Source organism: Brevundimonas sp. GW821-FHT10E09, assembly GCF_058809375.1.
Map to the genome: position 1 here is coordinate 15242 of NZ_JBXASO010000005.1, position 25194 is coordinate 40435.

The 25194-nt window shown below is 66.0% G+C and carries 21 protein-coding genes; 12 read left to right on the forward strand and 9 right to left on the reverse strand.

Annotated features, from left to right (window positions below; genetic code table 11):
* Window positions 1-91: 91 nt before the first annotated feature.
* Window positions 92-1108, reverse strand: a complete 1017-nt coding sequence (locus AC1RSI_RS05830; protein WP_154727084.1) for a threonine aldolase family protein — start codon at window positions 1106-1108, stop codon at window positions 92-94.
* Entirely contained in the window at window positions 1108-2055 is a 948-nt protein-coding gene (locus AC1RSI_RS05835) for a mechanosensitive ion channel family protein (protein ID WP_008259530.1), read from the reverse strand. Before AC1RSI_RS05835 ends, AC1RSI_RS05830 begins: the two co-directional genes overlap by 1 nt.
* Before the next feature lie 468 nt (window positions 2056-2523).
* Here AC1RSI_RS05835 and ettA point away from each other — a divergent pair, with 468 nt between their 5' ends.
* From ettA to metH, 8 genes are all read left to right on the forward strand, one after another.
* Entirely contained in the window at window positions 2524-4191 is a 1668-nt protein-coding gene (ettA, locus tag AC1RSI_RS05840; RefSeq protein WP_035308847.1) for an energy-dependent translational throttle protein EttA, read from the forward strand.
* 24 nt (window positions 4192-4215) lie between these two features.
* A complete protein-coding gene (locus AC1RSI_RS05845) occupies window positions 4216-4449 on the forward strand; it encodes a DUF433 domain-containing protein (protein ID WP_035308849.1) in 234 nt (77 codons plus the stop codon).
* Window positions 4446-4778, forward strand: coding sequence for a DUF5615 family PIN-like protein (locus tag AC1RSI_RS05850; RefSeq protein ID WP_154726626.1), 333 nt, complete (start codon window positions 4446-4448; stop codon window positions 4776-4778). The genes AC1RSI_RS05845 and AC1RSI_RS05850 overlap by 4 nt, the downstream gene beginning before the upstream one ends.
* Window positions 4775-5701 (forward strand): 2-hydroxyacid dehydrogenase, encoded by a 927-nt coding sequence (locus AC1RSI_RS05855; RefSeq protein ID WP_154726627.1) that lies wholly within the window; start codon window positions 4775-4777, stop codon window positions 5699-5701. The genes AC1RSI_RS05850 and AC1RSI_RS05855 overlap by 4 nt, the downstream gene beginning before the upstream one ends.
* A 47-nt stretch (window positions 5702-5748) precedes the next feature.
* Entirely contained in the window at window positions 5749-6723 is a 975-nt protein-coding gene (locus AC1RSI_RS05860; protein ID WP_154726628.1) for an ArsR/SmtB family transcription factor, read from the forward strand.
* Entirely contained in the window at window positions 6723-7676 is a 954-nt protein-coding gene (gene metF, locus AC1RSI_RS05865) for a methylenetetrahydrofolate reductase [NAD(P)H] (RefSeq protein ID WP_035308860.1), read from the forward strand. The genes AC1RSI_RS05860 and metF overlap by 1 nt, the downstream gene beginning before the upstream one ends.
* Window positions 7676-8770 carry a homocysteine S-methyltransferase family protein gene (locus AC1RSI_RS05870; RefSeq protein ID WP_447941453.1) on the forward strand — a complete coding sequence of 365 codons (1095 nt, stop codon included), beginning with the start codon at window positions 7676-7678 and terminating at the stop codon, window positions 8768-8770. Before metF ends, AC1RSI_RS05870 begins: the two co-directional genes overlap by 1 nt.
* Before the next feature lie 169 nt (window positions 8771-8939).
* Complete coding sequence (metH, locus tag AC1RSI_RS05875; protein ID WP_447941452.1) at window positions 8940-11606, forward strand: methionine synthase; 2667 nt, start codon at window positions 8940-8942, stop codon at window positions 11604-11606.
* Window positions 11607-11648: 42 nt separating this feature from the next.
* Here the strand turns inward: metH and AC1RSI_RS05880 are convergent, their stop codons facing one another.
* Both AC1RSI_RS05880 and AC1RSI_RS05885 read right to left on the reverse strand, forming a co-directional pair.
* Window positions 11649-12218, reverse strand: coding sequence for a hypothetical protein (locus AC1RSI_RS05880; RefSeq protein WP_008258839.1), 570 nt, complete (start codon window positions 12216-12218; stop codon window positions 11649-11651).
* Between the two features lie 132 nt (window positions 12219-12350).
* Window positions 12351-15428, reverse strand: coding sequence for a TonB-dependent receptor (locus AC1RSI_RS05885; protein ID WP_232216247.1), 3078 nt, complete (start codon window positions 15426-15428; stop codon window positions 12351-12353).
* A 551-nt stretch (window positions 15429-15979) separates the two neighbouring features.
* Here AC1RSI_RS05885 and AC1RSI_RS05890 point away from each other — a divergent pair.
* A complete protein-coding gene (locus AC1RSI_RS05890) occupies window positions 15980-16882 on the forward strand; it encodes an MBL fold metallo-hydrolase (protein WP_447941451.1) in 903 nt (300 codons plus the stop codon).
* Here AC1RSI_RS05890 and AC1RSI_RS05895 read toward each other — a convergent pair.
* Complete coding sequence (locus tag AC1RSI_RS05895; protein ID WP_447941450.1) at window positions 16879-17565, reverse strand: DUF1499 domain-containing protein; 687 nt, start codon at window positions 17563-17565, stop codon at window positions 16879-16881. The two genes, AC1RSI_RS05890 and AC1RSI_RS05895, sit on opposite strands and share 4 nt — an antisense overlap.
* A 15-nt stretch (window positions 17566-17580) precedes the next feature.
* Window positions 17581-19215, reverse strand: a complete 1635-nt coding sequence (locus AC1RSI_RS05900) for a long-chain-fatty-acid--CoA ligase (protein WP_291754382.1) — start codon at window positions 19213-19215, stop codon at window positions 17581-17583.
* Between the two features lie 189 nt (window positions 19216-19404).
* Here AC1RSI_RS05900 and udk point away from each other — a divergent pair, with 189 nt between their 5' ends.
* Complete coding sequence (udk, locus tag AC1RSI_RS05905; RefSeq protein ID WP_154726633.1) at window positions 19405-20052, forward strand: uridine kinase; 648 nt, start codon at window positions 19405-19407, stop codon at window positions 20050-20052.
* Here udk and AC1RSI_RS05910 read toward each other — a convergent pair.
* The gene (locus tag AC1RSI_RS05910; RefSeq protein ID WP_154726634.1) at window positions 20049-20285 is read right to left on the reverse strand and encodes a hypothetical protein; all 237 of its coding nucleotides are present in this window, start codon (window positions 20283-20285) and stop codon (window positions 20049-20051) included. The genes udk and AC1RSI_RS05910 overlap by 4 nt on opposite strands.
* A 749-nt stretch (window positions 20286-21034) precedes the next feature.
* A complete protein-coding gene (locus AC1RSI_RS05915; protein ID WP_447941449.1) occupies window positions 21035-22291 on the reverse strand; it encodes an alkaline phosphatase family protein in 1257 nt (418 codons plus the stop codon).
* Between the two features lie 99 nt (window positions 22292-22390).
* Here AC1RSI_RS05915 and AC1RSI_RS05920 point away from each other — a divergent pair, with 99 nt between their 5' ends.
* Window positions 22391-23317, forward strand: coding sequence for an ABC transporter ATP-binding protein (locus AC1RSI_RS05920; RefSeq protein WP_291756682.1), 927 nt, complete (start codon window positions 22391-22393; stop codon window positions 23315-23317).
* Window positions 23307-24164, forward strand: coding sequence for a hypothetical protein (locus AC1RSI_RS05925; RefSeq protein WP_447941448.1), 858 nt, complete (start codon window positions 23307-23309; stop codon window positions 24162-24164). The genes AC1RSI_RS05920 and AC1RSI_RS05925 overlap by 11 nt, the downstream gene beginning before the upstream one ends.
* Here the strand turns inward: AC1RSI_RS05925 and AC1RSI_RS05930 are convergent.
* Window positions 24124-25053 carry a LysR substrate-binding domain-containing protein gene (locus AC1RSI_RS05930; protein ID WP_154726236.1) on the reverse strand — a complete coding sequence of 310 codons (930 nt, stop codon included), beginning with the start codon at window positions 25051-25053 and terminating at the stop codon, window positions 24124-24126. The genes AC1RSI_RS05925 and AC1RSI_RS05930 overlap by 41 nt on opposite strands.
* Between the last annotated feature and the right edge of the window lie 141 nt (window positions 25054-25194).

The window sequence follows — 25194 nt, forward strand, 5'->3', positions numbered from 1 at the left end:
CGCCGGCCGCCGGAGCGCTCTCCGCGCATCGCCATGATCCGCATATGGACAGACTATGCGACCGGGGAAAGGCCGCACGCGCGACAAGGGCTCAGTTCAGGCCCGCGATCGCCTCGATCAGTTCGTCCACGGCCTCTGCCTGGGTCGCCCAGGAACAGACGAACCGCACCGATCCGTCGTCGAACCGATAACAGGCCCAGCCCAGGGCGTTCAGCCTCTGGTGCGCCTCGGCCGGCATTCGCACGAACACCGTATTGGCCTCGACCGGATGGGCCAGGACATAGGGCGAGCGGGTCGCCACCCCCGCCGCCAGCCGTTTCGCCATCAGATTGGCGTGGGCGCCGCCCGATTCCCAGTCGCCGCTTTCCAGCAGGCCCAGCATCGGCCCGGCCAGCAGCCGCGCCTTGGACGCCACCTGCCCCGCCTGTTTCAGCCGGTTGTCCAGCCGCCGCGCCAGGCTCTTGTCGAACAGGACCAGGGCCTCGACGCAGTTCGCCCCTGCCTTGGCCCCGCCGAACACCAGCACATCCACGCCCAGGCGCGGAATATCCTTCAGGTCGAACCCGGCCGCGACGGCGTTGGCCAGACGCGCCCCGTCCATATGAACGCCGTATCCCCTGGCCTTCACCGGCTCGATCAGATGGCGCAGTTCTTCCTCGGTATAGACCGCGCCGTACTCGGTCGCTTGGGTCAGGGACAGGGCCGCCGGCGGCTGGCGATGGCCGACCTCGGGCTCGGCCAGTTGCGCCTTCAGCGCCAGCGGATCGATCCGCCCCGAAAACCCCGGCAGGCCGATCAGGCCGACGCCCTGGCCGAAGAAGCCCGGCGCCCCCGTCTCGTCGGTGCAGACATGGGCGGCGTTGTGCGCCAGCACCGCCTCGAACGGAAAGGCCAGCATCGACAGGGCGATGGCGTTGGCCGCCGTGCCGCTGAAGACGAACCGGATCTCGGCGTCGGCGTCCAGCCGTTGGCGGATCTGATCGGCGGCCCGCGCCGTGATCTCGTCTGAACCATAGGACCGGGCGTATCCGGCGTTGGCCCGCGCCAGACCTTCGACGGCGCTCGGCGCCATGCCGGCGGTGTTGTCGGATCCGAAATCGTATCGCATCAGCGCGTCTTCACCTTCACGTCATGCCCGCCGTCTTCTACCGTCCGTACACGGACGACCGGCATGACATCTTCATCGCCATAGGGCACGGCGACCTGATGCGGGAAGGGAATTTCGATCCCGGCGGCGTCCAGCGCCTCCTTGCCGCCCTGCATCAGATCGGCCTGGGTCTGCCACCAGTCCTCGACCTTGACCCAGGCGTGCAGGGTCACCTGCACCGCACTGTCCAGCAGTCCCGTCACCCCGGTCCACGGATGCGGGTCGTCCAGCACCTTCTCGTGCGCCGCCGCCATGTCGGCCAGGACGCAACGCGCCTTGTTCAGGTCGTCGCCATAGCCCACGCCGAAATTGATCTCGATCCGCCGCGTCTGCTGACCGGTCAGATTGGTCAGGGGATCGCTCAGAACCTTGGAATTGGGAATGACGATCTTGTGGTTGTTGGCGTTCGACAACTGGGTCGTGAACAGGTCCAGCCGCTGCACCGTGCCGGCCATGCCGCCGACGTCCACCACGTCGCCGACGCGATAGGGTCTCAGCACCAGCAGCATGATGCCCGAGGCCACGTTCGACAGGGTCCCCTGCAGGGCCAGGCCCACGGCCAGCGACGCCGCCCCCAGCACCGCGATGATCGAGGTGGTCTGCACCCCCAGCCGCTGCAGCACGGCGATCATGCCGATGATGAACACCACCACCCGCACGACCTGAACGGCGAAGCTCAGCACGGTCTGGTCGTGCCGGAAGGCGCCGACCCGCGACAGGGCGTTGCGCGCCAGCCGGGCCGACCATTTGGCCGCGATCACCGTCGCCGCAAAAATCAGGGCGGCGATCGTCAGATTGATGGCGAAATCACCGGCCATGTCGGTGATCTTGGCGATCATGACGGTATCGACCGCCACGGCCTGACGCCCGGCGGCGACGGCTTCGGCTATAGGGGAGGCATTCGACATAAGGGGGGTCTAACGTCTCGATCTCCGAATGGAAGCCCGCTCAAGGCAATTTCACCACGACGCCGACGCGACACGCCCCCTCCGTCACGGCGCTCTGCGCCGCGCCACCTCCCCCAAGGGGGGAGGAATGCGAACACCGAAATCCTCCCCCCCTGGGGGAGGTGGATCGCCGGCGAAGCCGGCGAGACGGAGGGGGCCCGAACGGCCCCAACTGTCACAATGACGCTGGTCTCACTCCAATGATTCCAACCCCTTGTCAGTTTCTCGCCCCGACTTTCCCGCCAGGGCTCCGGGCGAAGGCCCGGCGCCCCGCCCAGCCCTCCGCTTCCAAAGGGCCTCCAACTCCGCCGCGAAAACGGCGGAGGCGCCGTCGTTCGCCGCTCGCCTTATTTGCTCTCTGGCGCCAGGATCGCTACATCCGCCCAAACCTCCCAATCCGACGAAACCCGAAGGGCGAAACCGCACCTCATGGCGCAGCAATATATTTTCCAGATGCAGGGTCTGACCAAGACCTTCCCCGGCGGCCGCAAGATCTTCGAGAACATCTGGCTCAGCTTCTACAACGACGCCAAGATCGGCGTCGTCGGCGTCAACGGCTCGGGTAAATCCACCCTGCTGAAGATCATGGCCGGCCTGGACAACGAGTTCACCGGCGAGGCCCGCGCCGCCGACGGCATCAAACGCGGCTATCTGGAGCAGGAGCCCCAGCTCGACCCCGCCCTGAACGTGCGCGAGAACGTCGAGGCCTGGTGCGAAGAGAAGCAGTGGGTCAACCGGTTCAACGCCGTCGCCGCCGAACTGGGCGAGAACTACACCGACGAGCTGATGGAGGAGATGACCGCCCTCCAGGAGAAGATCGACGCCGGCGACGTCTGGGACATCGACAGCCGTATCGAAATGGCCATGGGCGCCCTGCGCTGCCCGCCCGACGACTGGGAGGTCGCCAACCTGTCCGGCGGTGAGAAGCGCCGCGTGGCCCTGGCCCGCCTGCTGCTGTCCAAGCCCGACATGCTGCTGCTCGACGAACCGACCAACCACCTGGACGCCGAATCCGTCGCCTGGCTGCAGCACCACCTGGAAAACTTCCCCGGCTGCGTAATCCTGGTGACCCACGACCGCTACTTCCTGGACCTCGTCACCAAGTGGACGCTGGAGCTGGACCGCGGCAAGGGCCACCCGCACGAGGGCAACTATTCCTCGTGGCTGGAAGCCAAGACCAAGCGCGTCATTCAGGAACAGTCCGAATCCGAAGCCCGCCAGCGCGCCCTCACCCGCGAACTGGAATGGGTCCGTTCCGGCGCCAAGGCCCGTCAGGCCAAGTCCAAGGCCCGTCTGGCCGCCTATGAGCGGATGGTCGACGAGCAGGAATCGATGCGCGGCGCCCAGACCCACGCCCACATCCAGATCCCGCCCGGGCCGCGCCTGGGCAATGTCGTGCTGGAAGTCGAAGGCCTAGCCAAGACCTATGGCGACAAGACCCTGTTCGACAACCTGACCTTCAAGCTTCCGCCCAACGGCATCGTCGGCGTCATCGGCCCCAACGGCGCCGGCAAGTCGACCATGTTCAAGCTGATCACCGGTCAGGAAACCCCCGACGGCGGCACGATCAAGGTCGGCGAGACGGTCAAGCTGGCCTATGTCGACCAGTCGCGCGACGACCTGAAACCGGACGAGACCATCTGGCAGGCCATCTCCGGCGGCACCGATGTGATGATGGTCGGCAAGCGCGAGATCAACACCCGCGCCTATGTCGGCAGCTTCAACTTCAAGGGCGGCGACCAGCAGAAGAAGGTCGGCCAGCTGTCGGGCGGTGAGCGCAACCGCGTCCACCTGGCCAAGACCCTGGCCTCGGGCGGCAATCTGATCCTGCTCGACGAACCGACCAACGACCTGGACATCGAAACCCTGCAGAACCTCGAAGAGGCGCTGGAAGAGTTCGCCGGCTGCGCCGTGGTCATCTCCCACGACCGCTGGTTCCTGGACCGTCTGGCCACCCACATCCTCGCCTTCGAAGGCGACGGCCATGTGGAATGGTTCGAAGGAAACTTCGAAGCCTACGAACAGGACAAGATGCGTCGCCTGGGCGCCGACAGCATCATCCCCAAGCGCATCCAGCACCAGAAGTTCGGCCGCTGATCGATCTGTGATAGGATGCGGGACATGAGCGATGATCTTCTGTCCCGCATCACTATCGAAGACGGCAAACGCGCCGGTCGGCCCTGCATCCGGGGCATGCGTATCGCCGTGCATGACATTCTCGGGTGGCTGGCCTCCGGAATGACTGAGGCCCAGATCCTTTCCGACTACGAGGAATTGGAAGCCGACGACCTGCGGGCCGCCCTGGCCTACGCCGCGCAGGCGCTCGATCATTCGGTGGCGGCCGCTGCAGCTTGAAATTCCTGCTCGATCAGAACCTGCCCGTCCGCCTGATCGATGCGATCACAGCATTCGATCATGAGGTCGAACACGTCAGATTGATGGGGCTGGCCACGGCAGGCGACCGGGAAATCTGGGCCTTGGCGGCGTCACGGGGGGCGGTCGTCGTCAGCAAGGACAAGGACTTTCTTTTGCTGGCGCAGCTTAGCGCCAGCGGTCAGCCACTGGTCCACCTCAACCTCGGAAACTGTTCGAACGACGAACTCTACGCCATCGTGCGGCGCGACTGGACCAGCGTCGTCGCTCGGCTGACCGACGGCGAGGCCATTGTGGAGGTCCGACCATGACCCAACGCCCCGCCGTTCTCATCATGCAGCGGCATCTCGCCCCGCTCTCGCCGATCCTGGAGAGCGCCTATGACGTCTACCGCTTCTGGGAAGGCCCGCCGATCGAGGCCGCCCATGACATCCGCGCCCTGATCGTCGCCGGCGAGGCCCCGCTGGACCAGGCGCTGATCGAACGCCTGCCCAACCTCGACCTGATCGCCTGTTTCACCTCTGGCTATGACGGCATCGACATCGACTGGTGCCGCGCGCGTGGCCTGCCCGTCACCCACGCGCCCGGCGTCAATCACGAGGACGTCGCCGACCACGCCCTGGGCCTGATCCTGGCCGCCCGCCGCCAGATCGTCTCGGGCGACCGTCAGGTCCGGTCCGGCGACTGGACCGCCGAGACCCGCCCCCTCACCCCCTCTGTCCGAGGCCAGAAGGTCGGCGTCGTCGGCCTGGGCGCCATCGGCAAGGCCGTCGCCGCTCGCTGCGCGCCCTTCCGAATGGAGGTGGCGTGGTGGGGCCCCCGCCCCCGCGACGCCGAATGGCCCCGGGCAGAATCTCTGCTCAGCCTTGCGAAACAGAGCGACATCCTCGTGGTCGCCTGCAAGGCCGACGAAACCAACCGCGGCTTGATCTCGCGCGAGGTGCTTGAGGCGCTCGGCCCCGACGGCCTGCTGATCAATGTCTCGCGGGGCCAGGTGATCGACGAGGACGCCCTGATCGCCGCGCTGAAATCCGGCGCCCTGGGCCAAGCCGCCCTTGATGTTTTCGCAGAGGAGCCGACCGATCCAAACCGTTGGGCCGACGTACCCAATATGGTCCTGACGCCTCACACCGCCGGCGCCACGACAGCCGGCGTTCAGGGCATGCTGATGCTGCTGATGCAGAACCTTCAGGCGCATTTCGCCGGGGAACCACTGAAAACGCCCGTCCTCTAGGCGGTTTTCACTTGCATAATCATATAAGGATATCCTTATATGATCTCATGAGTCTTACCGCCGACCAGACTGTCGAAGCCCTGCGCGCCGCCGGCGAGCCGACCCGTCTGCGCATCCTGTCGCTGCTGGCCGGCGAGGAGCTTTCGGTCATGGAGATGTCGCGCATCCTCGACCAGAGCCAGCCGCGCGTCTCACGCCATCTGAAACTGATGACCGACGCCGGCCTGATCGAACGATTCCCCGACGGCGCCCGCGTCTATTATCGCCTGTCCCACGACGCCCACGCCCGCCGGTTGATCGACACTGTTCTGGACATCCTGGCCGACGACGCCGGGGAGGCGGACCATCGTCGCCTGGACGAGGTTCGCAAGGATCGCGAACAGGCGGCCGAAAGCTATTTCGAACAGATCGCCCCCCAATGGGACCGTCTTCGCTCCCTCTATGTCAGCGAAGCCGCCGTCGAGGCCGCCCTGGAAAAGGCCGTCGGCCCCGGCCCGTTCAAGCGGGTCGTCGATCTGGGCACCGGCTCCGGCCGCATGCTGACCCTGTTCGGCAAGAAGGCCAAGATGTCGGTCGGGCTGGATCTCAGCCAGAACATGCTCAACATCGCCCGCGCCAATGTCTCCAAGGCCGGGCTGAACAAGGTCGAACTGCGTCATGGCGACATCTTCGCCACCCGCCTGCCCGCCGGCAGCGCCGATCTGGTGATCGTGCATCAGGTGCTGCACTATCTGGCCGACCCCTTCGCCGCCGTGGCCGAGGCCGCGCGCCTGGTCTGCCCCGGCGGCCGGCTGGTGATCGTCGATTTCGCGCCCCATGATTTCGAACATATGCGCGAGGCGCATCAGCATCGCCGCCTGGGCTTCGCCGACCACGAAATCAACGGCTGGCTGACCGACAGCGGCCTGACGCCCTCCCCGCCGATCGCCCTGCCGCCCGACAATGAGGGCCTGACCGTGACGATCTGGACGGCGGAACGTCCCGTCAACGCATCCTTGGCCCAGGCCAGAAAGACCGCATGATGGCCGCGTCCTCCACCAATCTCGCCGAAGCCCGCGCCCTGCTGCTGTCGCCGCTGGGTCCGGTCGCCCGCGCCGGCTCGAACCACGACGCCGTTCGCGTCTCCTTCGAATTCTTCCCGCCCAAGACCGACGAGGCCGAAGCCAATCTGTGGACGGCGATCCGCCGCCTTGAGCCGCTGAATCCGGCCTTCGTCTCCGTCACCTATGGGGCCGGCGGCTCGACCCGCGAACGCACCCACCGCACCGTCCAGCGCATCATCGCCGAGACCTCGCTGCGTCCCGCCGCCCACCTGACCTGCGTCGAGGCCAGCCGCGACGAGGTCGACGAGGTCATCGCCGGCTACAAGAGCATCGGCGTCGATCACATCGTGGCCCTGCGCGGCGACCCGCCCGGCGGCGGCGGCATCGGCGGCGTCTACCAGCCCCGCGCAGACGGCTACGCCAACGCCACCGAACTGACCGCCGCCATCAGCCGCGTCGGCGGTTTCGACGTCACGGTGGGCGCCTATCCCGAAAAACACCCCGAAAGCCCCTCCATCGACCACGACATCGATGTGCTGAAGGCCAAGGTGGACGCCGGCGCCACCCGCGCCGTCAGCCAGTTCTTCTTCGACATCGACGCCTTCCTGCGCTTCCGCGACCGGGTGCGGGCGGCGGGCGTAACCATTCCGCTGATCCCCGGCGTCATGCCCGTGTCCAACTTCGCCGGCCTGACCCGCATGTGCGGCGCCTGCGGGACCAGCATCCCCGACTGGCTGAAGGCTCACTTCGACGGACTGGACGACGATCCCGAAACCCGCCGACTGCTCGCCGCCTCCGTCGCCGCCGAAACCTGCGCCCGCCTGCACGAAGAAGGCTTCTCCGACTTCCACTTCTACACCCTGAACCGCGCCGATCTGGTCTATGCGATCTGCCGCGTGCTGGGCGTGCGTGAACAGAAGGCAGCCGCCTGATGACCTCTCCCCTCACCCGCGCCGAACGCATCGCCGCCCTGCATGCGGCGGCCAAGGAACGCATCCTCGTTCTCGACGGGAGCTGGGGCGTGATGATCCAGCGTCGGGGCCTGTCCGAAGCCGACTTCCGCGCCGACCGGTTCGTCGCCGCCAACGGCTATGACGAGGCGCAGCAGATGAAGGGGAACAACGACATCCTCTGCATCACCCGCCCGGACATCATCTCGGACCTGCACGACCAGTATTACGCCGCCGGCGCCGACATCTCCGAGACCAACACCTTCTCAGGCACCACCATCGCCCAGGAGGACTACGCCCTGGACGCCCAGGCGGTGTGGGACATCAATCTGGAAGGCGCCAAACTGGCCCGCGCCGCCGCCGACCGCTGGACGGAAAAGGAGCCGCACAAGCCGCGCTTCGCCGCCGGCTCCATCGGCCCGCTGAACAAGATGCTGTCGATGTCTTCCGACGTGAACGACCCCGGCGCCCGCAGCGTGACCTTCGACCAGGTCTATGAGGCCTATCGCCATCAGGTGAAGGCGCTGAACGAGGGCGGGGTCGATCTCTATCTGATCGAAACCATCACCGACACGCTGAACTGCAAGGCGGCGATCAAGGCCATCAAGGACCTGGAGGACGAGGGCATGGACGCCCTGCCCATCTGGATCAGCGGCACCATCACCGACCGTTCGGGCCGCACCCTGTCGGGCCAGACGGCCGAGGCCTTCTGGAACAGCGTGCGTCACGCCAAGCCCTTCGCGGTCGGCTTCAACTGCGCCCTGGGCGCTGACCTGATGCGGCCCTTCATCGCCGAACTCAGCCGCGTCGCCGACACCCTGGTCGCCGCCTACCCCAACGCCGGCCTGCCCAACGCCATGGGCCAGTACGACGAGGAGCCGCACGAGACCGCCCACTTCATCGAGGAATGGGCGGCCTCCGGTCTGGTCAACATCGTCGGCGGCTGCTGCGGCACCACGCCGGATCATATCAAGCACGTCGCCCAAGAGGTCGCGCCGCTGAAGCCGCGCGCGATCCCGGAACGCCCGGTGGCCTTGCGGCTGTCGGGGCTGGAACCGTTCGAGATGGTGGCGTGATGGCGACGCGTTCATTCCTTCTCCCATTGGGAGAAGGTGGCCCGCAGGGCCGGATGAGGGTTCGCCGGTGGGCCAACTCGCACCGCCTATCCCTCACCCTTTCGCGCCAGAACGACGGCTTCGCCGCCGTGCGCTCAAGCCCTCTCCCAATGGGAGAGGGAGGACAGTCATGAGACCCACCTTCATCAACGTCGGCGAACGGACCAACGTCACCGGCTCGGCCAAATTCCGCAAGCTGGTGGTCGAAGGCGACTATTCGGCCGCCCTGGACGTCGCCCGGCAACAGGTCGAGGCCGGCGCCCAGATCATCGACATCAACATGGACGAGGGCCTGCTGGACGGCGCCGTCGCCATGCGGACCTTCCTCAACCTGATCGCGGCCGAGCCCGACATCGCCCGGGTGCCGGTGATGATCGACAGCTCCAAATGGGAGGTGATCGAGGCGGGCCTGAAGTGCGTCCAGGGCAAGCCGATCGTCAACTCCATCTCCATGAAGGAAGGCGAGGCCAAGTTCCGCGAGCAGGCCGTGGCCTGCCTGCGTTACGGCGCCGCCGTCGTGGTCATGGCCTTCGACGAGGTGGGCCAGGCCGACACGGCCGCCCGCAAGATCGAGATCTGCACCCGCGCCTACAATATCCTGGTCAACGAGGTCGGCTTCCCGCCCGAGGACATCATCTTCGACCCCAATATCTTCGCCGTGGCGACGGGGATTGAGGAGCACGACAACTACGCCGTCGACTTCATCGAGGCGGTCAAGGTCATCAAGGCTGCCCTGCCCTACGCCCGCATCTCGGGCGGCGTCTCGAACGTCTCGTTCAGCTTCCGCGGCAACGAACCGGTGCGCCGCGCGATCCACAGCGTCTTCCTGTATCACGCCATCGCGGCCGGAATGGACATGGGCATCGTCAATGCCGGCGACCTGCCGGTCTATGACGACATCGACCCCGAGCTGCGCGAGGCGGTCGAGGACGTGATCCTGAACCGCCCCCAGCGGACCAATGTCTCGAACACCGAGCGGCTGGTCGACATGGCCCCTCGCTACAAGGGCGAGAAGGGTCAGGCCCGCGTCGTCGATCTCAAATGGCGCGACCAGCCGGTCGGCAAGCGGATCGAACACGCCCTGGTCAACGGCATCACCGAGTTCATCGAGGCGGACACCGAAGAGGCCCGCCTGGGCGTCGAACGCCCCCTGCACGTCATCGAAGGTCCGCTGATGGACGGGATGAACGTGGTCGGCGACCTGTTCGGCTCGGGCAAGATGTTCCTGCCCCAGGTGGTCAAGTCCGCCCGCGTCATGAAGCAAGCCGTGGCTTGGCTTGAACCCTTCATGGAGGCTGAAAAGGCCGGCAAGCCGCGCGAACAGGCGGGCCGGATCCTGATGGCCACGGTCAAGGGCGACGTCCACGACATTGGCAAGAACATCGTCGGCGTCGTGCTTCAGTGCAATAATTACGAGGTCATCGACCTGGGCGTCATGGTCCCGGCCGACCGGATCCTGGACGCCGCCGTCGAGCACAAGGTGGACATCATCGGCCTGTCCGGCCTGATCACCCCCTCGCTGGACGAGATGGTCTTCGTCGGCGCCGAGATGGAACGGCGCGGCTTCGACATCCCCCTGCTGATCGGCGGCGCCACCACCAGCCGCACCCATACGGCGGTCAAGATCGAACCGGCCTATCGCCGCGGCTCGACCACCTATGTCGTCGATGCTTCGCGCGCCGTCAGCGTCGTCTCTGGCCTGCTGTCCAAGACTGAACGCGCCAAGAACGAGGCCGCCACCCGCGACGAATATATCCGCATCCGCGAGCAGTACGCACGCGGTCAGGAGGTCAAGGCCCGCGCCACCCTGGCCCAGGCGCGCGAGAACCGCTTCCGCCCTGACCCCGCCCAGCCCATGCCGGGCAAGCCCTCCTTCATCGGCGTGAAGTCATTCGACGCCTGGGACCTGAAGGACCTCGCCGACCACATCGACTGGACCCCCTTCTTCGCCAGTTGGGAGCTGATCGGCCGCTATCCCATGATCCTCGACGACGAGATCGTCGGCGATGCTGCGCGCGACCTGTTCGAGGACGCCAAGCTCATGCTGAAGCGGATCATCGACGAGAAATGGTTCACGGCCAAGGGCGTGGTCGGTTTCTGGCCCGCCCGCGCCGACGGCGACGACGTCATCGTCTTCGCCGATGAGAGCAGGGACGCCGAGATCGCCCGGTTCCACACCCTGCGCCAACAGATCAAGAAGTCGAACGGCAAGCCGAACCTGGCCCTGTCCGACTTCATCGCCGAAGAGGGCGAGGACTATATCGGCGCCTTCGCCGTCACCGCCGGCCATGGCGAGCTGGAGATCGCCAAACGGTTCAAGGACGCCGGCGACGACTATTCCGCCATCCTCGCCACCGCCCTGGCCGACCGCCTGGCCGAGGCCTTCGCCGAGCGGCTGCACAAGGAAGTCCGCACCCAGCTCTGGGGCTATGCCGCCGACGAGGCGACCGACATCGACGACCTGATCACTGAACAATATCAGGGCATCCGCCCCGCCCCCGGCTATCCGGCCCAGCCCGACCACACGGAAAAGGCCACCCTGTTCCGCCTGCTTCAGGCCGAGGCCAACGCCGGCATGGCCCTGACCGAAAGCTTCGCCATGACGCCCCCCGCCTCGGTCTCGGGCCTCTATTTCGGCCATTCGGGCAGTCACTATTTCGGCGTCGGCAAGATCGACCGCGATCAGGTCGAAGACTACGCTCGCCGCAAGGGCTGGGACGTCGCGACCTGCGAACGCTGGCTGGCCCCCATCCTCAACTACGATCCCTACGCCGCCAAACGCGAAACGGCGGCCTGACCCGAAGCTCAGGCCGCCGTTCCATAGTCCATCATCCGCCGATCAGTTGGCGGGCGCCGGCGCCTCAAGCCCGACTTCGGCGGGGGTCGCCGGCGGGGTCGTGATGTTGTTCCGAATACGCCGCGCCGCATGCTCGCAACGCCCCGGCAGACCGTAAAACAGCCCAAACGACTGACTCCGCGCCGCTTCGTCCTCGCTGGCCAACAGGGGCGCCCATTGAGCCTTCACAGCCGCCGCCGCCTGCTGCGCAGCGGCCTTCGCCGCCGCCGTCTGGCGCGGCTCCGCCGCCGCTAGAGCGCTGCGGAAGTCCTGCTCCTCCAGCCGCCCCAACCGCACCAGTTCGACGTCCTCGGGCGCACGGTCCGTCAGGGTCTCGCCCAGATCCGCATGGCCTGTGACCAGCGCATCGCACCAGGCCACCAGCGGATAATCCTGCGTCGGCGCGCCGCGCGGCAGCGGATTGGCATAGGCGATGGCCTCGCGCACCTTCAGGGCGTCAACCGTTTCAGCGCCTCGATTTCCAGTGATGATCGGCCCGTCCTGATCTTGAGCGAAGGCGGTATTCGATAACGACAGGGTCGCCGCAATCGCGGCGGCGGCAAATTTCAGCATGGTATTCCAGTTGCGAGGGCGCTGGCGCGCGAGTGGTATGCCCAACGCTCCACGGCTAAAATGGCGCCAGTGGGGCGCACAAAAAAGGGCGGCGAACCGAAGTCCGCCGCCCAGCTTACACATCAGTAGTTATTAGAACGTCCAGTCGAAGCCGATCCGAACATACCGGGGCGTTTGATAGCCTATGGGGGCCCTGAAGTTCGGGTCCGCATCGCCAACACCATTGGACTCACCGAATTCGTAAATATCAGTGACGCCCTTGAAGTTAAAGATGTTGAAGATATCTGCGCGCAGAACCAAATCTCCAGGGATTCCGACGGGAACGTTATACCGCAGAGCAACGTCTATCTGCTTGGTCCAGTCGCTCTCAGCCACAGTTCCGCGCGGCGTCAACTGCCCGTTGCAGTACCACGACGCCGCACCATACTCGTATGCGTAGTCATCAGTGGGGTGGAAGCCCATGCAACCAAACTTACGGGGCGAAGAGACATTGACATTCGCACCAATCAACAAATCCCGCGTCAGTTGGTAGGAACCATACACCTTGAACACGTGTCCGCGGTGATTCGGTAGCAAGCCATCCGCACCGTCTGTCAAACCGGGCTGGTCAAAGTCTTGAGTAATGCCAGCATCAGCCTGACCGACATCCGATTTGACATAGCCTTCGGTGTTACCCTTGCTCTCCGAGATCGTATAAGAACCGTTGAGACCCCAGATGCCGTCAAACGCACGCTCAAACTCAAAAGTCAAAGAGGTGTAGGTACGGGTCGCTTCCGGGTAACCCAATGACGCTGCAGAGAAGTTCACCGTGCGGACATCGGTTTCGCCTGGCAGCGGATCAGACAAGGTTATCGTCGAGCCCTTTCCGGGATTGACGATCACATACTGGTGGAAGCCGGACCAAATGTCTTCACATCCAGCAATGCCTTCGTCTTCGCAAAGAGCGTTCACAGCAGCATCGATGGCGACATCTTCGGCGTTCCGCAGCAGGTCACGATAAGCCAAGGTCGCGCTCATCGTCCAAAGATCTCCAAATCGACGCTCGTAACCGATGATGAACTCATCTTCCGCCGTCGATTGCAGATTTTGGGCGATGAGACTTTCGGTGCTCGAAGCGGTGCCGTCGCCTGTAACTGTACACCCCTGCACGCCAGCGGTTCCAAGCGTAGCGTCTGGGCAAATTGCAGCACCATTCCAGCCAACAACTTGAGCACCGAGAGCGAGAGGTTGTCCGAACTGATCATAGGCAGCGACTGCCTCTGGGTTTGTAGGGTTAGGCGTGTAGCCACCGAGCAAGAAATACTCCCTGTAATACAGCTCCGATGCGCCCATGCGGTATGCGGTATTCGAAGCTACAGGCAGGTAATAACGGCCATAAGAACCGAATATCCGGCTACGTCCGTCATTCCCAGGGTCATAGGTGAAGCCAAATCGAGGACCGATCTCCTCGTCAAAGCTAACGATCGAGTCACCGTCGGCGTTATTCAGTTCAAACTTATCGAGACGAACACCTAGATTCAACGTTAACTGATCGTTAACATCCCAGCTGTCCTGGATGTAGAGGGCCTCGTTCGTGTTCTCGAAATTGCCCCCCGAACGATACACATTCACTTCGAGGTAGTCTTGACCAGGTGCCAAATTCCCACCTTGGGCCTGCAGCGTTCCGGCAGCCGCCCTGCGGTAGAATAGAGAATAGCCGCCAGTGCGTTCCGTGAACCGGGTGAGGGTCAGGTCTTCGCGGTCATAGCCGGCCCGAACGTGGTGATCGCCCAGCAGGTTGAAATAAATGTCAGCATCAGCACGGAATGCTTCTCGCTTGGTTGCCCGCTCCGGTGTGAAGCTTGCGGACGTCTGTTGTGACACGCGATTGCTAGTGCCATCGCGAACATCAGCCGCATAGTTGGATACGACGTCGCCGGCGAGGGCGACGTTCCGATCCTCAGTCACGCCGTAGGCGGCTGACAGCGTCAGCCAATCGGTGAATGTGCCGGTGTAGCGTCCGATCCAGCTTTCGCCGCCATACTGATAAAGATTACTACCGACCTGAGCCCCGACTTCGTCGGTCAACGGATCATAGGCATAAATCGTCCGGTTGGTTTCACGCGTGGTATCGAACCACGTAAACTCAAGACGATGATCGCTTGTAATATAAGCGTCTATCTTTGCGCCATAGAACGGGTCATCGGTTTTGTCTACCGTTTTTGAGTTGGACAACTTCCCGAATGAAGCGCTCTCGTTATCGCGGAATTCCGTCAAACCATAAAAGAACAGCCGGTCGCGAATGATCGGCCCACCGATTTCGATCGTTGCGCTGGAACTGTCGGATTCAGCAAATTGGTTGCGGGTGGAGAAAGTGTCCGGCGACTGGTCACGAAGCGAATTTGGCGCGAAGTTCCCGTGAAGGGCGAGCATGAATTCGTTGGAGCCAGACTTCGTCACGGCGTTGATGATCCCGCCTGTTGCGCGACCAAACTCAGCAGCATAGCCGCCGGTCTTAACTTCCACCGAACGATAGAAATCAAACGGGACAGTAGCGCCGCCGATATAATTATCGAAGTTCGTAATGTTAAGACCATTCACATAGAACGCGTTCTCAGCGACCGACGATCCGCCGATCGACGGAACGTCACCAAAGGTGCTATCGCCCGCCACAGCCGAGGGTGCCAAGAGCGTCACCGCAGCAATGCTCCGCCCGATCGGAGTGGTCTTAACCAACTCTTCCAAATCTACCGTCAGGCCGGTGGTCGTTTCGTTGAAATCGAGTGTGCGACGTGCGCCTGTGACAACGATCTCACCAAGGCTGGCGGCGTCAGAAGAACTCGCACTCTCCAGGGTGAACTCATAGGCCGAAGCCCCCCCAAGCCCAACGCTAGCGCTTTGGGCAATGGGACCATAACCAGGCGCTGTTATGGTGATCACGTATGAGCCAATCGGAACCAGGGCGGCACGGAAAGACCCGGACGCGTCAGTGGTTGCATTCCGAACAAAGCCCTGAGCGGTCGAACGAATCTCGACCGAGGCACCAGCAACCGGGCTGCCCGATGCGTCGGTCACCGCCCCAGTAAGCGTGCCGGACGAAAAGTCTTGCGCGCTCGCCGACGTCGGCGAGAACACTACAGCCGCTACGGGTAGAGCGACCGCAGCCGCCAGGGCCACGCCCCCAATCATCGTGCCCGCCAACAGGCGCTCTCGAATGGTTTGGATCTTCAAAATCAAGTCCTCCATAACGCAACCAGCACCACACATGGACGCCAGCTGCACAACTCCACGCCCCCATGCGCGTAGATTAGGATGGACCTTAATCAGGCTAAGGCGGCACGCTACGACTATTACAGCCCCGTAACCCTTTAGTCGCGGACCTGTCGCAATATGGCCACATGAGGGCCGAAGCGTCGTTATCGGAACACAATTGCGTCGCATCCGACCATGGCGACCCAGACGATGCTCAAATAGGTTGCAACTCGGGACATTTTTTTATAAAATTAAGGGTTTGGGGAAGTTACACGCTCCGCTGCTCCGCTTGCAACGCTCCCGGTTCAAGCGTCTTACCTTTCAATCTCAACCCTGCTTGCATAAGGCGCCGGCTCCGGCGTGCAGGAGGCGGTGACCATCTGCGCCGCCATCAGACAGATAAAGGCGGCCGCGACGGGCTGGAGCCGATTTGAGACAGCGAAGGCGATAGAACGGGCCATGACCGGCGCTCCGACAGAGGTTACCGAGGCGTTAAGGCAAGGCGCAGGCCAGCTTCGGAGCAATCGACCGTGATTCCTTTCGTCCTTGATTTCGACTTCGCCTACGGGCGCCGGGACCAGGTCTCCCCGCTTGTGCATCGGGTGATCGCTGAAAATCCGGGGCCCTTCACCTTTACGGGAACGGGGACCTACATCGTGGGCCGGCCGCAGGCGGGAGCAACTGTCGCGGTGATCGATCCCGGACCACTCGACGATTCGCATCTGAGCGCCTTGCTGGCGGCTATCGAAGGGCGAACGGTCAGCCATGTTCTGGTGACCCACACCCACCGCGATCATGCCCCCCTCGCCCGCCCCTTCGCCGAGCGGACCGGCGCCGTAATCCTGGCCGCCCGGCCGCCGGCGCAGGAGACGCACGCCTCGGGCGGGCTGGACGAGGATGAGGACGCGGTCTTTGCGCCCGATCAGGTTCTGACGGGCGGCGAAATCATCGAGGGCGACGGCTGGACGATGGAGGCGATGTTCACGCCGGGCCATGCGTCAAATCACATGGCCTTCGTGCTGAGGGAGGAAAACGCCCTGTTCAGCGGGGATCACGTCATGGGTTGGGCGACGACGGTGGTGGCGCCCCCGGACGGAAACATGCGCGATTACATGGCCAGCCTGGATGCGGTGATCGCCCGGGACTTCGCCACGCTGTGGCCGACGCACGGGGCGCCGGTGACGCAGCCCGCCCCCTTCCTGGCCGCCTATCGCGCGCACCGGCTGGAGCGGGAGGCCCAGGTGCTGGCGCGGCTGCGGGCGGGGGACCGGAGCGTGGCGGAGATGGTGCCGGTGCTCTATGCGGCGGTGGATCAGCGGCTGTGGCCTGCGGCGTCCCTGTCGGTCCTGGCCCATCTGATCAAGCTGGTGGAAGACGGGGCGGCGACGGCGGAACCGGAGCCGGGTCTGAGGGCCGTGTTCGACCTGGCCTAGCGGATTTCCTCTTCCAGGGCGGTGACGATCCTGTTCGTCAGGCGGCAGGTCGCGCCGCCGTCGGGGCGGGAGTCGCGGGCGGTGACGCGGATGTCGGTGCGGCCGGGGCGGATGCGCACGACGGCGTCATAGGCGAAGCCGAACCAGGCGCCTTCGTGAACGCCCTCGACCTCGAAGGTCGAGGCGCGGACGATGGGGAAGCCGGCGTCGACCAGGGCCGAGACGGCCTGCTGGGCCAGGACCTGGGTCGGGATCGAACGGGCGGCCGAACAGGATTCGGGGCCGGTCACGCCGGAGGCGTCCGGATGCAGGGCCGACAGGCGACTGTAGGCCGGGGGTTCGGCCACATTGGTGCTGATGTCGCGCGGGGACGGCTGGGCCAGCCGCTGTCCCTGATGCAGAAACACCGCCAGGGTCGCGCCGGCCAGGACCAGGGCGACGACGGCGAAGATCCAGCGCCGGCCGAGGTCTCGCAGCGCCAGGGCCAGCACGAGCAGGGCCGCCGCCATCCCGACCCAGGCCAGGCCTCGCGCCACGGTCCAGGTCAGCAGGTCATAGGTGACGGCTCGATCGACGCCGCCGAACAGGGTCGCCGCCATGGCCGCGACCACCAGGACCAGGGCGACCGCCGTCAGGGCGGTCAACCCCGGGATCAGGGCGGGGACGGGCTTTTTCGACGACATCGGCGCTCCGGATCTTCAACCAGGCTGGATCTCTGGCAAGCGGTAGTCCTTCATCCGCTCGCGCAGAAGCTTCTTGTCGATCTTGCCGGTGGCGCCCAGCGGAATCTCGTCCACGGCGACCACGTCGTCGGGCATCCACCATTTGGCGATCTTGCCGTGCAGGAAGTCGAGATGCTCCTGCTTGTCCAGGGTCTCGCCGTCCTTGAGCCGCACGATCAGGACCGGCCGTTCGTCCCATTTGGCGTGGGCGGCGCCGATGACGGCGGCCAGTTCGACCTTGGGATGGCCGACGGCGATATTCTCGATCTCGATGGAACTGATCCATTCGCCGCCGGACTTGATCACGTCCTTGGACCGGTCGGTGATCTGCATGAAGCCCAGGTCGTCGACCGTCGCCACGTCGCCGGTGTCGAAGAAGCCCTCGTCGTCGACGATGTCGCCCTCCTCGCGGAAATAGGCGCGGGCGACGGTCGGACCCTTGACCATCAGATGGCCGAAGGTCACGCCGTCGTGCGGCAGGGCCGCCCCGGCGTCGTTCTTGAGCTTCAGCTCGACGCCCAGCGGCGGCGTGCCCTGTTTGATGCGCCATTTCAGCTGCTCCTCGAACGGCTTGTCCGCCAGTTCGGGGGTCATGTTCGACAGGGTGCCGATGGGCGAGGTCTCGGTCATGCCCCAGCCCTGCAGCACCTCGATCCCATAGTCGTCGTGGAAGGCGCGGATCAGGCTTTCGGGCACGGCGGAGCCGCCGATCAACACGCGCTTGACCGTCGAGAGCCGCAGGTCGTTCTGCTTCATATGGCCCAGCAGCCCCTGCCAGACGGTGGGCACGGCGGCGGAGAAGGTGACCTTTTCGCTCTCCAGCAGTTCGTAGATCGAGGCGCCGTCCATCTTGGCGCCCGGCATGACCAGTTTGGCGCCCGCCGCCGGTCCGCCGAAGGCGATGCCCCAGGCGTTGGCGTGGAACATCGGCACGACGGGCAGGATCACCTCGTTGGGCGTGGCGCCCAGGACGGTGGACTGCAGGCCCAGCAGGGTATGGATGAAGTTCGAGCGGTGCGAATAGAGCACGCCCTTGGGATGACCCGTGGTGCCCGAGGTGTAGCACAGGCCGCAGGCAGTCTGTTCGTCGAAGTCGCCCCAGACCACCTCGGCCGACTGACCTGCGATCACCGTCTCATAGGCCTCGGCCTTGGGCAGAGTCGTCTGCGGCATATGGGCGTCGTCGGTCATGATGATGACGCGCTCGACCTTGGGCAGATGCGGCAGGATGGCTTCCAGCAACGGTACGAAGGTCAGGTCGGTGAAGATGACCCGGTCCTCGGCGTGGTTGATGATGTAGACCAGCTGCTCGGGGAACAGGCGCGGGTTCAGGGTGTGGCAGACCGCGCCGATCCCCATGACGCCGTACCAGGTCTCGATATGTTTGTCGGTGTTCCAGGCCAGGGTGGCGACGCGGTCGCCGGGCGCGATCCCCCAGGCCTTGAGGGCGTTGGAGACGCGCCGGGCCCGGTCGTGGATCCGGCCGTAGGTGGTGCGGACGATCGGCCCCTCGACCGAGCGCGTCACCACCTCGCGGTCGCCGTGCCAGTGTTTGGCGTGGTCGATGATCTTGTCGACCGTCAGCGGCCAGTCCTGCATCAAGCCCAGCATGTCGTTTCCTGTTCCTATGGATGCGTCTGCTCGAGGCGACGCTTGCCCGGACGCTAACTTGGTTATCGGCGATAAGCAACGTGACCGAGGGAAGGTCCGGCGCGACGGATCGTCCCCGGATCGTCTGGCGGGGGCTGCTCGCGCAAGCCGCTGTGGCGCAGGCTTCGCCGACGTTCTAGAAGGCCGGCCATGACCATATTGATCGCGATCACGGGGGGCTCCGGCTCCGGCAAGAGCACCCTGGCCGAGGCCCTGGTCTCGGCCCTGCCGGAGGGCAAGGCGGTGCTGGTGCGCGAGGATTCCTATTATCGCGACGCGGCCTCCCTGCCCGGCTTCGACGCGGCGACCTTCGACTTCGACGATGTGGCGGCGCGCGACCACGCCCTGATGATCGCCGACCTGATGGACCTGAAGGCCGGGCGGCCGGTCACGGCGCCGGTCTATTCCTTCATCCATCACGGCCGCGAGCCGGGCGGCGAGCCGATCCCCGCCAGCGAGGTGGTGATCGTCGAGGGCACCCATGTGCTGTGCACCCCCGAACTGACGGCCCTGTTCGACATCCGGGTCTTCGTCGACACCCCGTCCGACATCCGTTTCATTCGCCGCCTGTTGCGCGACCAGTCCGAACGCGGCCGTTCGGCGGATTCGGTCGTGGCCCAGTATCTGGCGACGGTGCGGCCGGGCCACGAACGGCTGACCGAGCCGTCGCGCACCCATGCCGACTTCATCATCGCCGACGCCACAGCGGCGGTGCGGCTGGAGGATCCGCAGGCCGTGGTGCGCCTGGCCGCGCCGGTCCTGGCCCATCCGCTGCTCCAGCCGCTGCTGGAGGCCTAAAACCAGGGATCGTCGTCCGCGAAGACGGCGCCGGCGGCGGCGCGTTCGGCCTGGATGCGAACCTGCTCCGCCGCCTCAGCCCACTTGTCGGCCAGTATGGCGTCCATCCGGGCGCACTGGATGACCAGTTCCGCCCGCAGGCGGTCGTCTTCCGCCTGTTCTTCAGGACTGCGCCTTTCCGGCGGCGGCAGGCCCCGGCCGGGTCTGGGACGACGGGGTCTGGGACGGGCCATCAACGGCTCCTTTCAGGACAGGTCTGATCGTCCTCGCGCTTTCGCTGCGAAGTTCGGAGGGCTGGGCGGGGCGCCGGGCCTTCGCCCGGAGTTTTGTGTTCTGAGTACCGTTTCGACGAAGGTTTGACGCCCCGCGCGAATGGTTGGCCTGCAAGCTCGGGGCGCCGAGCGGTGGCGGTCTTATCGCCTAACCCCATAAGCCTGCGACGGGTCGGCGGTCCCTGCGAAGAACCGTCCCGAGTGCGGCCGAGTATCCCCCTCGACCCTCCGGCGGCGTTTTGAGACGCCGCCGGCGCGGAGGGATTTCACCCCCGCTCCCGTTCCATCCGCTCTCGCCGCCGCAAGGTCGCAGGCCTTACGAGCCCTCCAAGCGACGAGACCGGGCGTGATTATAAGGGACGGGGAAACCCTGGCGGGGAAGTCGGGGCGAGAAACTGACAAGCGGTTGGAATCATTGGAGTGAGACCAGCGTCATTGTGACAGTTGGCCGTTCGGGCCCCCCTCCGTCTCGCCGGCTTCGCCGGCGATCCACCTCCCCCAGGGGGGGAGGATTTTGGTGTTCGCATTCCTCCCCCCTTGGGGGAGGTGGCGCGGCGCAGAGCGCCGTGACGGAGGGGGCGACTCCGGCAGTGATGATGACCCTTGCTGGCTTCTGGAAGAAGTCTTCCCTCTCCGACCCTGGTCCGTCGCGGACGCCGGGGATGGTCTCTCCCGCAAGCGGGAGAGGGTCTGGCGCGCGGAGCCGGGTTCTACTGCGTGGTGACCGGCAGGGTGTCCTCGGCCCGGCCGTCGCCCTGGGGCGCGGTGACGCCCAGCATGCGGGCCAGGAAGGGCTGGACATCGACGCTGTCGAGGTCGGTCAGGCGGCGGCCGGGGATGACGCCGGGGCCGTGGGCGATGAACAGGGCCTGCATCTCGGGCGCCTGATTGTCATAGCCGTGGGCGCCGCCGGGCCGCGTGACGGGCCGGTCGCGCGTGGCGGTCAGCCAGCCGGTCTCGACCAGGCAGACGATCCGGGCCACGCGCGGATTCGAGCCATAGACCAGGCGGGCGGGGACATCGGCCTTGTTCCAGCATTCCATGTGGGGGTGACGCCCGACCAGCTTCTGCTGCACCTCGGCCTCGCGGCCCGGCGCGGGGTCGGCGGTCAGGACGGCGCCGCCATAACCGATCTGGAGCGCCGCCGGATCGATGATGTCGTCGATCCACACCACCCGGTCCGGCGAGGTGGCGGCCATGCCGTGGTCGGACACCAGGACCAGAAGCGTTCGGTCATAGAGTCCCCTCGCCTTCAGACCCTCGACCAGCCGACCGATGGAGGCGTCCACCGAGGCGACGGCGGCGCGGGTCTCGGCCGCATCCGGCCCATGACGGTGACCGGCGCTGTCGACGATGTCGAAATAGAGGGTCTCGAACCTCGGCCGCTGATCGGCGGGCAGGTCCAGCCAGGACAGGATCCGGTCCACCCGGGCGTCGCCCGACATCGACTGGTCGAAGGGCTCCCAACGACTGGGCCGGACACCGTGGATCTCGACCTCGGAGCCCGGCCAGAACATGGTCCCGGTGCGGACGCCCGCCTTCTCGGCCGAGACCCAGATCGGCTCGGCCTGGTCCCAGAAGCCGCTCTCCTTGCTGGCCATGGTGAAGACGCCCAGTTCGGCGTCGGTGAAGCGGTTGCCGACGATCCCGTGGTGGTCCGGGTGCAGGCCCGTCACCAGCGTATAGTGGTTGGGGAAGGTCACGCTGGGAAAGGACGGACGCATCGGCCCGAAGGCGCCGCCGGCGACCAGGCCATCCATGACCGGGGTCGCCCCCCGGCCCAGATAGTCGGGGCGGAAGCCGTCGATGGAAATCAGAATCACCGGGTCCGGACGGTCGGCCTGAGTCGCAACGGCCGAAACGACCGGGGATTGCGTGACCGGCGCGGTCGAGGCCGGCGCCCCGGCGCAGGACGCAACCGCCAGTGCGGCGACGAGCGCCAGGCCGGAAACCAGGAAGCGGGACATGGGCGAACTCCGAAGCGACATGGAACCATTGCCTAAACTTAATGGACGACAACCGCGCGACGGCTTGTCGGAACGGCGTTCGCGGGCCAAGCTCGCCTCATGGAAACCGTCATCGAAATCCGCGGCCTGACCAAGACCTATGGGACGGTCAGGGCCCTGGACGGCCTGACCCTGTCGATCCCGCGCGGCGGGGTCTATGGCATTCTGGGGCCGAACGGCGCCGGCAAGTCGACCCTGTTCCGCACCCTGCTGGGCCTGATCCGCCCGACTGCGGGCGAGGCCACGGTCATGGGCGGGCGGATCGGCGATCCGGCGGCGACGCGGCGCATGGGCGCGATGATCGAAACCCCGCGCTTTCCCCCCTTCATGACGGCGCGCCAGGTGCTGGTCTGGCTGAGCTACGCCCACGGCGGCGTGCCGACCGCCGAGATCGAGGCCTGGCTGAAGCGGGTCGGCCTGGCCGAGGCGGCGGACCGGCGGGTGCGCGGCTTCTCGGTCGGCATGCTGCAGCGGCTGGGCGTGGCGGCGGCCCTGATGACCAGGCCCGACCTGGTCATCCTGGATGAACCGACCAGCGGCATGGATCCGCCCGGCATTCAGGAGATGCGGGCCCTGATCCGCAGCCTGGCCGACGACGACGGCGTGACCGTCATCCTGGCCAGCCACCAGTTGCAGGAGGTCCAGCGCGTCTGCGACCGCGTCGCCATCTTCAACAAGGGCAAGGTGATCACCGAGGGGCGGGTCTCGGACCTGACCGCCTCGGGCGAGCGGCTGCGCCTGTCGGTCACGCCCCTGGCCAGGGCCCTGGGCGTGCTGGGCGACCGGGCGACGCTGGACGGCGACGCCCTGATCGCCGCCGTGCCGCGCGCCGAGGCGGCGGCGACGATCCGCGCCCTGGTCGAGGCGGGGGTCGAGATCGAGGAGGCCCGCTGGATCGGCGCCGACCTCGAAGACGTCTTCATGAGCGAGACCGGCTGGACCGGGGTGCAGGGCGCGCCTGTGAAGGAGACCGATCATGCTGGTTGATGCGCTGAAATCCGAGGCCTATCGCGTCTCGCGCAACCGGACGGCGGTCTTCTGCAGCGTCCTGCTGACGCCGCTGCTGTTCATCATCGGCGGCGTGGCCTTCCACATCATCACCAAGACCAAGGGCGACGCCCTGGCGGCCAAGGCCAGTCTGCCTGCCGAGATGGGAAATCAGCCGGTCAATCTGGCGGACGCCCTGGGCTTCACGGCCACCTACGGCGCGAACGGCGTGCTGCTGGCCTTCATGCTGCTGGCGGCGGCGACCGTCTACGCCGGCGACTATCGCTGGGAGACCTGGCGTCTGATCAGCGCCCGCAACGGCCGGCCCTGGCTGATCCTGGGCAAGATCGGGGTGATGAAGGCCCTGGCCATGATCGCCATGCTGGCCATGCTGATCGCCGCCTTCGTCTTCTTCATCTCCCAGGCGGTGGTGACCGGGCGGCCGATGGCGTTCGACCTGACCGATTTCGACCTGGGCCGGTTCCTGCTGCTGTGGCTGTTGTCCCTCATCCGCATCGTCCAGTACGGCCTGATCGCCCTGCTGGCGGCGGTGGTTAGTCGCTCGCTGCTGGCGGCCCTGTTCGTGCCCTGGGCCCTGGGCTTCGCCCAGTCCATCCTGGGAGGGCCGCTGACGCCCGTGATCGGCTGGGCGCCGACCGACTGGGCCGCCCAGCTGCTTCTGCCCGGCCTGGCCTATGACACGCTGAAGGCCGCCGTCTCTCCCGGCCCCATGCCCATGCCCGAAGGCGCGGTCATGAAGGCGATCACCAGCCTGACCCTGTGGTGCGTCGTGCCGGTCGCGGCCTCTATCGCCTGGTTCCAGCGTCAGGATCTGTCGAAGGAATAGGCGGCGGGGGGCTGAGCGCGCCTTCCACCACCGCCCAGTCGCGGAAGGCGTCCACAGCCGCGTCCCGGCGCCCGTCGGGGCGCAGGAAGGCGAACCAGGACGGACGTTCGACGAAGCCGAAGGGCGCCGCCAGCCGCCCCGCCACGACGTCCGGCGCCACGAAGGCCCAGGGCGCAATGGCGACGCCCATGCCGGACACGGCGGCCTCGACCATCGAATGGTTATGGGCGAACTCGCGCTCCACCCTGGCCGGGGGCAGGTCCAGGCCCACCAGGGCGGCCCAGGCCGGCCAGGCGCGACGGAAGGTGGCCGAGCGCAGCCGCGGGGCGCCGGCCACGGCCGCCAGGGTCGGCAGCCGCGCCATTACCTCCGGGGCCCCGACCGGTCCCTGATGCTGGGGCAGAAAACGTGTCGCCTGGGCGCGCGGGTGAATCTCGTCAGGCTCGACGATGCGGATCGCGCCGTCGAACCGGTCCCGCCGATAATCGACCCGCTGGTAGGATTCCGACAACCGCACCCGCACCTCGGGATGGGCTTCCAGAAACCCCGGCAGGCGGGGGATCAGCCATTTCAGCGCGAAGGTGCCCAGGCAGGAGATCTCGATCTCTCGCGCGGCGCCGTGGCGGGTCGCCTGGACCGCGTCGGTGATAGCGCCGAAGGCCGGGGTCAGGCGCTCGGCCAACTGCGATCCCGCCTCGGTCAGGACCAGGGCGTGACGCGGGCCGGACACCAACGCCACGCCCAGGGACGCCTGCAAGGCCGCGATCTGGCGGCTGACTGCGCCATGGGTGACGCAAAGCTCGGCGGCGGCGCGGGTCATGCTGCCGTGGCGGGCGAAGGCCTCGAAGGTGCGCAGGGCGTTCAGCGGCGGCGGCGCGGCGGGCTTCATGTGACTTCCCCTCACAGACCCCTGCCCGCTTAATCGATTTCGGCCTCCAGGGAAATCGGCTCCAAACTGGTCATGCCTCAGTTCGACCCGCCGCCGCGCCCGCCCCGCCGCACCCGCCTGGACAAGATGGTCTACGGCCTG

Excerpts from the sequence above, each read along its gene's own strand:
- AC1RSI_RS05830 (WP_154727084.1), bottom strand. The coding sequence starts at position 1,108 with ATGCGATACGATTTCGGATCCGACAACACCGCCGGCATGGCGCCGAGC.
- AC1RSI_RS05835 (WP_008259530.1), bottom strand. The coding sequence starts at position 2,055 with ATGTCGAATGCCTCCCCTATAGCCGAAGCCGTCGCCGCCGGGCGTCAG.
- ettA (WP_035308847.1), top strand. The coding sequence starts at position 2,524 with ATGGCGCAGCAATATATTTTCCAGATGCAGGGTCTGACCAAGACCTTC.
- AC1RSI_RS05845 (WP_035308849.1), top strand. The coding sequence starts at position 4,216 with ATGAGCGATGATCTTCTGTCCCGCATCACTATCGAAGACGGCAAACGC.
- AC1RSI_RS05855 (WP_154726627.1), top strand. The coding sequence starts at position 4,775 with ATGACCCAACGCCCCGCCGTTCTCATCATGCAGCGGCATCTCGCCCCG.
- AC1RSI_RS05860 (WP_154726628.1), top strand. The coding sequence starts at position 5,749 with ATGAGTCTTACCGCCGACCAGACTGTCGAAGCCCTGCGCGCCGCCGGC.
- metF (WP_035308860.1), top strand. The coding sequence starts at position 6,723 with ATGGCCGCGTCCTCCACCAATCTCGCCGAAGCCCGCGCCCTGCTGCTG.
- AC1RSI_RS05870 (WP_447941453.1), top strand. The coding sequence starts at position 7,676 with ATGACCTCTCCCCTCACCCGCGCCGAACGCATCGCCGCCCTGCATGCG.
- metH (WP_447941452.1), top strand. The coding sequence starts at position 8,940 with ATGAGACCCACCTTCATCAACGTCGGCGAACGGACCAACGTCACCGGC.
- AC1RSI_RS05880 (WP_008258839.1), bottom strand. The coding sequence starts at position 12,218 with ATGCTGAAATTTGCCGCCGCCGCGATTGCGGCGACCCTGTCGTTATCG.
- AC1RSI_RS05895 (WP_447941450.1), bottom strand. The coding sequence starts at position 17,565 with ATGTCGTCGAAAAAGCCCGTCCCCGCCCTGATCCCGGGGTTGACCGCC.
- AC1RSI_RS05900 (WP_291754382.1), bottom strand. The coding sequence starts at position 19,215 with ATGCTGGGCTTGATGCAGGACTGGCCGCTGACGGTCGACAAGATCATC.
- udk (WP_154726633.1), top strand. The coding sequence starts at position 19,405 with ATGACCATATTGATCGCGATCACGGGGGGCTCCGGCTCCGGCAAGAGC.
- AC1RSI_RS05910 (WP_154726634.1), bottom strand. The coding sequence starts at position 20,285 with ATGGCCCGTCCCAGACCCCGTCGTCCCAGACCCGGCCGGGGCCTGCCG.
- AC1RSI_RS05915 (WP_447941449.1), bottom strand. The coding sequence starts at position 22,291 with ATGTCCCGCTTCCTGGTTTCCGGCCTGGCGCTCGTCGCCGCACTGGCG.
- AC1RSI_RS05920 (WP_291756682.1), top strand. The coding sequence starts at position 22,391 with ATGGAAACCGTCATCGAAATCCGCGGCCTGACCAAGACCTATGGGACG.
- AC1RSI_RS05925 (WP_447941448.1), top strand. The coding sequence starts at position 23,307 with ATGCTGGTTGATGCGCTGAAATCCGAGGCCTATCGCGTCTCGCGCAAC.
- AC1RSI_RS05930 (WP_154726236.1), bottom strand. The coding sequence starts at position 25,053 with ATGAAGCCCGCCGCGCCGCCGCCGCTGAACGCCCTGCGCACCTTCGAG.